Below are 6000 nucleotides of genomic sequence, written 5' to 3' on the forward strand. Positions count from 1 at the left end.
CGATCTAAATCACCACCAGGTTAATAAGTCGATTATTTTAATAATCGACTTATTAAAAGAATTATAATATCCCAACACTTAACACAATTAAATAAGTCCGTGGACCAAAATCGCTCCGATACATAAAGGTCCGACATATCTCCATATAAACAGTAAACACTGACGGTTCCACGATGACATATTATCCGGTATTAGTGCATTGACCTTACGTGACCAGCCAAATACGAGGCAAATGATAATCCCGAACAATGGCATGAGAACATTGGAAGTAATAAAGTCCAGCATGTCGAAGATGGATTTTCCACCTAATGTGACGTGACTTAGAGGGCCAAAAGATAAGGAAACAGGGATCCCCATTAACATAATCGATGCCGTGACTATTAAGCTTGCTTTACGACGCGACCACTGAAAACGCGTCTGAACATAAGCAACAATGTGCTCAAGTAGTGAAATTGATGAGGTTAGTGCGGCCATTAATAATAATAAAAAGAAAGTGACTGCTAAGATTGAGCCACCAGGAAGATTGGCGAAATAAATTGGCATCGTCATAAACGTTAATCCGGGTCCCGCATTTGGTTTTAAACCAGCAGCGGCCAAAGCAGGAAAAATCATCAGGCCAGCCAATATACAGACCAAACAGGAGAGGATTACAACCCAGATACTCGATTTACCAATACCTTTGTTATTAGGCAAATAGGAGCTGTACGTAATGTGGATCCCCAAACCGATAGACAGTGAAAAAAATGCCAACCCTAATGCATCTAAAACACCTTTTCCGGTCAAACTACTGAAGTCTGGGTATAAGAATAATTTTAGTCCTTCTGATGAACCAGGTAAACGGATGCCGACAATAATTAACACTATCATGATCAAGAATAACAGTGGCATCATGACCTTAACTGACTTTTCCAAACCTTTTTGCACACCAGATAATACTACGAAACAGGTTAATCCTGAAAATATCAGATGTGTGATTATCGGCCACCATGGATTGCTGATGAAATTGGTGAAAATAGATGTCAGTTGAGAAATGTCTGTAATATTCAACTTTCCTGTACTCGCCATCACTGTGTAACCTATGGTCCAACCACCGACAACACTGTAGAAGCTATAGATACACCATGAACTGAATATACCTATAAAGCCAACCCACCCCCAGTGTTTACCAAGTAATTTTTTAAACGCATTAATGGCCACTTCGCCCGTACTGCTTCCCAGTATGTTTTCAGCTAACAGAATCGCTAATCCAATCACAAAGCTAAACAATAAAAATACAACCAGAAATGCACCGCCACCATTTGTTGCTGAAACATACGAGAATTTCCAGATGGCACCAATGCCAACGGCAGATCCGGTTGCTGCTAATACGTGCCCCAGACGGGATGTCCATTGTTGACTCATGCTAACCCCCGAATAGATACAGTGTCAGCACATGTACTTAGGCCCACAGCCATAAGCAAAAAACCCGCAGCAGCGTTCGAAACATGCTTACCCGCTTGCAGGCCAATCATAGGCGGGGAAATGATATTTCCTGCCCCGATGAATAGGGCAAAGGTCATAAAGCCCAATGCCAAAATATTTTTAGATGATAAACGGTATGCCATAATAATTGTTAACTTATTGTTGTAAAAATAATTGAACATGTAATAGTAACTATTACAACTATTTGAATTTCCACTGACGAAACTGGATTCTGATTTAACAGTCAGTGATAAGTATCATATTCACTGATACGCATAAGATACAGAATGATAGTGGTAATAACAGCTAGAATCGCCAACAACTGCCCCCAAGTAAAACTTTTAAGTGCTAAAAGGCATGCACCAACGCCTTGTGAGGTGTCCAAGATTATTACTCCATTACAGCTGATCATGTTGCTCAAAGTTAATGCTACTAAATGATCAGCACTATGTAGTCGTGAACATAAATTCCAATAATCTTGATCAACATATATAGTTATTGTGTTATTTTTTATTTAACCATGTTATTAAATATTTCTTTAGATAATTTTTCTGTAAAATTAGAATTTAATTTCTATATATGATCATTTTAAAACAACAAATATTTTATATTTTAGCCGGTCATATTTATCCATTTTTGCTAATAATATAGCTATTAAAACATCTATGATTTCTTTATTTTTGTTGTAAATACCTACGGTTTTTTATTCTAATATACTATAGAGAAAGAAATAGAGCCAAATAAATCATTCAACCCATATTATATATACAATATACTTGTGAAATAAATTATTGACTTAGGGTTTGTTATGAGTCCACCTAAAAAATTATAATTAATAGATTTTTTTATTTTTTCTTTTCGGTTATTAAATGTTTTTAGTGATAAATAAAATAGATATATAAATCCTGCCATAGTAATTAAATGTATTATTTCTTTATTTTTGATTATTATTGATAAGCTTAGAACAGATAAAATTGACCAAATTACAATTCCAAATGTAACCACTAATACAGATTTTAATTTTTCTTCATTATTTAATGATGATGTCATCACGTAGAAAAAATTTGGCCCAAAAGAAAGAAAAGCCAGAAAATGAACAAATATTAAGGTTGCAATCATTTTTTAATATGCGTCAATAGTGGTAGTGATAACTTATTTTAATCATCGTAATAAACTTTTGTCAATTAATATTTGTTTGCATATTAAAATAAAATATTTGATACATTTGTAATAATAACATTTTTTATTAATTAGTAAGGGATTGATTTACGGTTAATTATGTGTGTTCTTTTAGGGAGGAATGATATTTTAGGTGTTCAACTTTGTTACCCGATTTCCTATGTCCCACTTGTACAAGTGGAGTAACTGTAAATCCTAATATTCTTGATAGATTTTTTGTTCTCTTTCATCACCTTATAAAATAATGCTGAGTTACACCGTGTATTCAGATAATTGATGTTTATCTTTATCTGATAGATAATTATCTCTACCAATCCGAAATCTCTCTGATCTTTACAAGGTATCTTGGATTGTATTGGTGTAACTATTTTCAGTAATACCAAATATAGGTATTACTGAAAGTTGAAATAAAAATTACCTTTATGGCTAAGCAGGTTATTTAACACCGTTAGTTTTTTTGACTGCTACTCTAATTATTTTGATTTATATTATGGCTAGGATTTTATTTTCCATTAATTTGTGTATTTTTAGCAGGGTGGGGGGCATGGAAAAGGAAATGGTGGCCATCCCTCGTTATCGCTGTTATGCCTGCTGTAAGGTCTTTTAGTTGGAATACACCTATCAAGTCTGCAAACCCGGTGTTAAAGAGCAGATTATCAATATGGCAATGAATAACGGAGGGATCCTCGACACCGCCCGTGTCCTGTAAGTGGCCACAAGCACCGTCATGACAACGCTTCCTCTTGACGGGGAAGACATTCACCCAACGTTTAGAAAGAAATAATTTAACGCATCGAACCCGGATAAAAAGACTGAATCGAAAAACGATAGGGTATTCTAAATCGGCGGAAATGCACGATAAAGTGATTGGCACTTTCATTGAGCGTGAGAACTATTTTTAATAAACGATCTAACTATTTAATACACGACCCGTAGCGGCGCCTATACCAGCTCCCCAAGCTACATTTTCTGTTAGTTTATCCGATGCATCACCAGCCCCTGATATAATTGTTAATTCATTTGGTAATAGTTCTTTCATTTATTATTATCCTATATATGTAAAGTATTATCAGATTTATGAACATAGATATCGCGGAAGATAATAAACAAAAAACAATAAACTTGTCAAAATAAAAATATTTTTCAGTAATGAAAATGTTAGTAAATGGATAAACAAAACAAATGGAAAAAGAAATTATCACCAAGGCAATTATATTTACGGTAATGCTAGATTTATTTGCATTAACATGTATGAAGATAATGAAACTAATAAAAGATAGCCAAATAGGAGAGAATGAAAAAGAAAGAAATGACATAGATAATCCTTACGAATGTATTTTACACATAATACACGTTGATATTTTTTTGTGCAAAAAAATAATAAATCCTTAATTTACCCTAATTCTGGATAAGAAATTGACGTAAAGCCTGTTCCAAGAACAATGTTTTGGTGCATGCCGAAACAGTGAGAGCATAAAAAAGCTTGGGGCACTTATGCGATAAAGCCGCTAAAGAAGTCTCGCCTGACAACTTGAATCGCCGCCAGATGTTCTGCTCAAGAAAAACCGGACACTTTTTTGAAGGTCATTTCATATTCGCGGTTAGTTGTTTTTTGCGGCAAATTTTAGAACGATACATGGCTGAAATGGGTAAGGCATCCAACTCATCGGGAATAGTGGACATAAAATGAATATTCTCTCCATTAATCGGTGGAGAGAATGATCCGCTTTGCGCGCATCCTTGTATGAAAAACACAGCAAGCAGGGAGGATAATGCGCTTTTATTACAGAGAAATTTCATGGATGCCTTCCTTGTATCGCTCAAGAGCGTGTTTCAATAATTCATCTTGGTTAACATCTTGTTTAAAAACATCGTGCAGTTTATTTAATCTGACAGGCACTAAATCAAAGTGGGCGACTGTCAGATTAAGTCTGAATGACTACATCTTAGTCTGTTTGCTGTTTCTTGATTCAAGAATACGCATCAATGTTTCATATTCAGGTCTAACCTCGCCATAAACAATATCGCCATTAGGATATGTCATAAATGGCCTGTCATTGTTCTTTCTATCAATCCAAATTGAAAGCATTTGTTTTATATATATGTAACTTAGGTTAATGTTTTTAGCCGTTCCTATTTTATACGTTAACGGATCTCCTTTCCCTATAAGATAAAATGAAGTCTCATTTACACTTAAAAATAATTTTGTTAGAAGGGGAAATAAAATTATTTTTTCATGCAAATCCCCGTTTATTTTTAAATAACCGCCATCAAATTCTTGTGGTGAATTACCATCAGTAACAAATGTCGTTTTAAATCCAAAATTATTTTTAATAAGAGGCGCAATTTTTGACGTATCTTTCAGCTTCACTTCGAAAGTAATATTGCTCAGTTTCCAATCACACTTCCCTCCCCCCTCCTTAGGGACACTGACCTCAACTTGATTTGACTGACCGATTGATAGAGGGTAGGTGGCATGATGAAAACCCGGAACAGAATACGACTTCATATTCGCGGTTCGGCGTTCTTTGCGGCAAATTTTAGAACGATACATGGCTGAAATGGGTAAGGCATCCAACTCATCAGGAATAGTGGCCGTAAAATGAATATTCTCTCCATTCATCGGTGGAGAGAATGAGTCGCTTTGCGCGCATCCTTGTAGGAAAAACAACGCAATTAGGAAAGATAATACGCTTTTATTACAGAGAAATTTCATGGATGCCTTCCTTGTATCGCTCAAGAGCGTGTTTCAATAATTCATCTTGGTTAACATCTTGTTTAAAAACATCGGGCAGTTTATTTAATCTGACAGGCACTAAATCAAAGTGGGCGACTGTCAGATTAAATCTGAATGACTACATCTTAGTCTGTTTGCTGTTTCTTGATTCAAGAATACGCATTAATTTATCAAAGTCTGGTATTACATCACCATTGTATATTATTGTGCCGTCAGGATAAGTCATTGATGTATCTGCATCCTTATTTTTTCCTCCATTCCAATGAGTTAAAAAATTTTTTTCATATAAGACATTAAGATGAATTTTTCTACCATTATCCATTTTATATGTCATAACATCATATTTTCCTACCAAATAAAATGATTGACTATGTCCCCCTAAAAACCGCTCTCTTAGTAAAGGAAATAGAGTAATTTCTTCATTTAAATTACCTGTTTTTTTTATATATCCACCATCGAATTCTTGTGGTGCATTACCATCAATAACAAATGTCGTATTAAATCCAAAATTATCGTCAATAAGAGGCGCAATTTTTGACGTATCTTTCAGCTTCACTTCGAAAGTAATATTACTCAGTTTCCAATCACACTTCCCCCCCCCTCCTGAGGGACACTGACCTCAA

Annotated in this window: 8 protein-coding genes and 2 pseudogenes; 3 read left to right on the forward strand and 7 right to left on the reverse strand. The window is 35.0% G+C overall.

Features of this window, described 5'->3' with window-relative positions:
- Positions 1-87 precede the first annotated feature (87 nt).
- The 3 genes and pseudogenes from PSI22_RS17890 to PSI22_RS21540 all read right to left on the reverse strand — a co-directional run bounded on the left by PSI22_RS17890 (position 88) and on the right by PSI22_RS21540 (position 2580).
- Positions 88-1401, reverse strand: coding sequence for a sodium-dependent transporter (locus tag PSI22_RS17890; RefSeq protein ID WP_273580918.1), 1314 nt, complete (start codon positions 1399-1401; stop codon positions 88-90).
- A 38-nt stretch (positions 1402-1439) separates the two neighbouring features.
- Positions 1440-1604: pseudogene (locus PSI22_RS17895) on the reverse strand (branched-chain amino acid transport system II carrier protein); the annotation flags it as partial.
- Positions 1605-2220: 616 nt separating this feature from the next.
- Complete coding sequence (locus tag PSI22_RS21540; protein WP_370689042.1) at positions 2221-2580, reverse strand: LysE family transporter; 360 nt, start codon at positions 2578-2580, stop codon at positions 2221-2223.
- 667 nt (positions 2581-3247) lie between these two features.
- Between PSI22_RS21540 and PSI22_RS21545 the strand changes: the two genes are divergently transcribed.
- Together PSI22_RS21545 and PSI22_RS21550 are read left to right on the forward strand one after the other, a co-directional pair.
- A complete protein-coding gene (locus PSI22_RS21545) occupies positions 3248-3349 on the forward strand; it encodes an IS1-like element transposase (protein ID WP_370689043.1) in 102 nt (33 codons plus the stop codon).
- 34 nt (positions 3350-3383) lie between these two features.
- Positions 3384-3542: pseudogene (locus PSI22_RS21550) on the forward strand (IS1 family transposase); the annotation flags it as partial.
- Between the two features lie 8 nt (positions 3543-3550).
- On the opposite strand, the gene PSI22_RS17905 reads toward PSI22_RS21550, so the two are convergent.
- Positions 3551-3679 carry a hypothetical protein gene (locus PSI22_RS17905; protein WP_273580919.1) on the reverse strand — a complete coding sequence of 43 codons (129 nt, stop codon included), beginning with the start codon at positions 3677-3679 and terminating at the stop codon, positions 3551-3553.
- A gap of 143 nt (positions 3680-3822) precedes the next feature.
- Between PSI22_RS17905 and PSI22_RS17910 the strand changes: the two genes are divergently transcribed.
- Positions 3823-4032, forward strand: coding sequence for a hypothetical protein (locus PSI22_RS17910; RefSeq protein ID WP_273580920.1), 210 nt, complete (start codon positions 3823-3825; stop codon positions 4030-4032).
- Between the two features lie 192 nt (positions 4033-4224).
- On the opposite strand, the gene PSI22_RS17915 is transcribed toward PSI22_RS17910, so the two are convergent.
- From PSI22_RS17915 to PSI22_RS17925, 3 genes are all read right to left on the reverse strand, one after another.
- Positions 4225-4440 (reverse strand): hypothetical protein, encoded by a 216-nt coding sequence (locus PSI22_RS17915; RefSeq protein ID WP_273580921.1) that lies wholly within the window; start codon positions 4438-4440, stop codon positions 4225-4227.
- Between the two features lie 139 nt (positions 4441-4579).
- Positions 4580-5356: a hypothetical protein gene (locus PSI22_RS17920; protein ID WP_273580922.1), complete on the reverse strand. Its 777-nt coding sequence runs from the start codon at positions 5354-5356 to the stop codon at positions 4580-4582.
- Positions 5357-5495: 139 nt separating this feature from the next.
- Positions 5496-5933 (reverse strand): hypothetical protein, encoded by a 438-nt coding sequence (locus PSI22_RS17925; RefSeq protein WP_273580923.1) that lies wholly within the window; start codon positions 5931-5933, stop codon positions 5496-5498.
- Positions 5934-6000: the final 67 nt, after the last annotated feature.

The organism is Xenorhabdus aichiensis (assembly GCF_028598775.1).
Lineage (GTDB): Bacteria > Pseudomonadota > Gammaproteobacteria > Enterobacterales > Enterobacteriaceae > Xenorhabdus > Xenorhabdus bovienii.

What these genes read in the sequence shown, in the direction of transcription:
- PSI22_RS17890 (WP_273580918.1), bottom strand. Translation starts at nt 1,401, where the DNA reads ATGAGTCAACAATGGACATCCCGTCTGGGGCACGTATTAGCAGCAACC.
- PSI22_RS21540 (WP_370689042.1), bottom strand. Translation starts at nt 2,580, where the DNA reads ATGATTGCAACCTTAATATTTGTTCATTTTCTGGCTTTTCTTTCTTTT.
- PSI22_RS17905 (WP_273580919.1), bottom strand. Translation starts at nt 3,679, where the DNA reads ATGAAAGAACTATTACCAAATGAATTAACAATTATATCAGGGGCTGGT.
- PSI22_RS17910 (WP_273580920.1), top strand. Translation starts at nt 3,823, where the DNA reads ATGGAAAAAGAAATTATCACCAAGGCAATTATATTTACGGTAATGCTA.
- PSI22_RS17915 (WP_273580921.1), bottom strand. Translation starts at nt 4,440, where the DNA reads ATGAAATTTCTCTGTAATAAAAGCGCATTATCCTCCCTGCTTGCTGTG.
- PSI22_RS17920 (WP_273580922.1), bottom strand. Translation starts at nt 5,356, where the DNA reads ATGAAATTTCTCTGTAATAAAAGCGTATTATCTTTCCTAATTGCGTTG.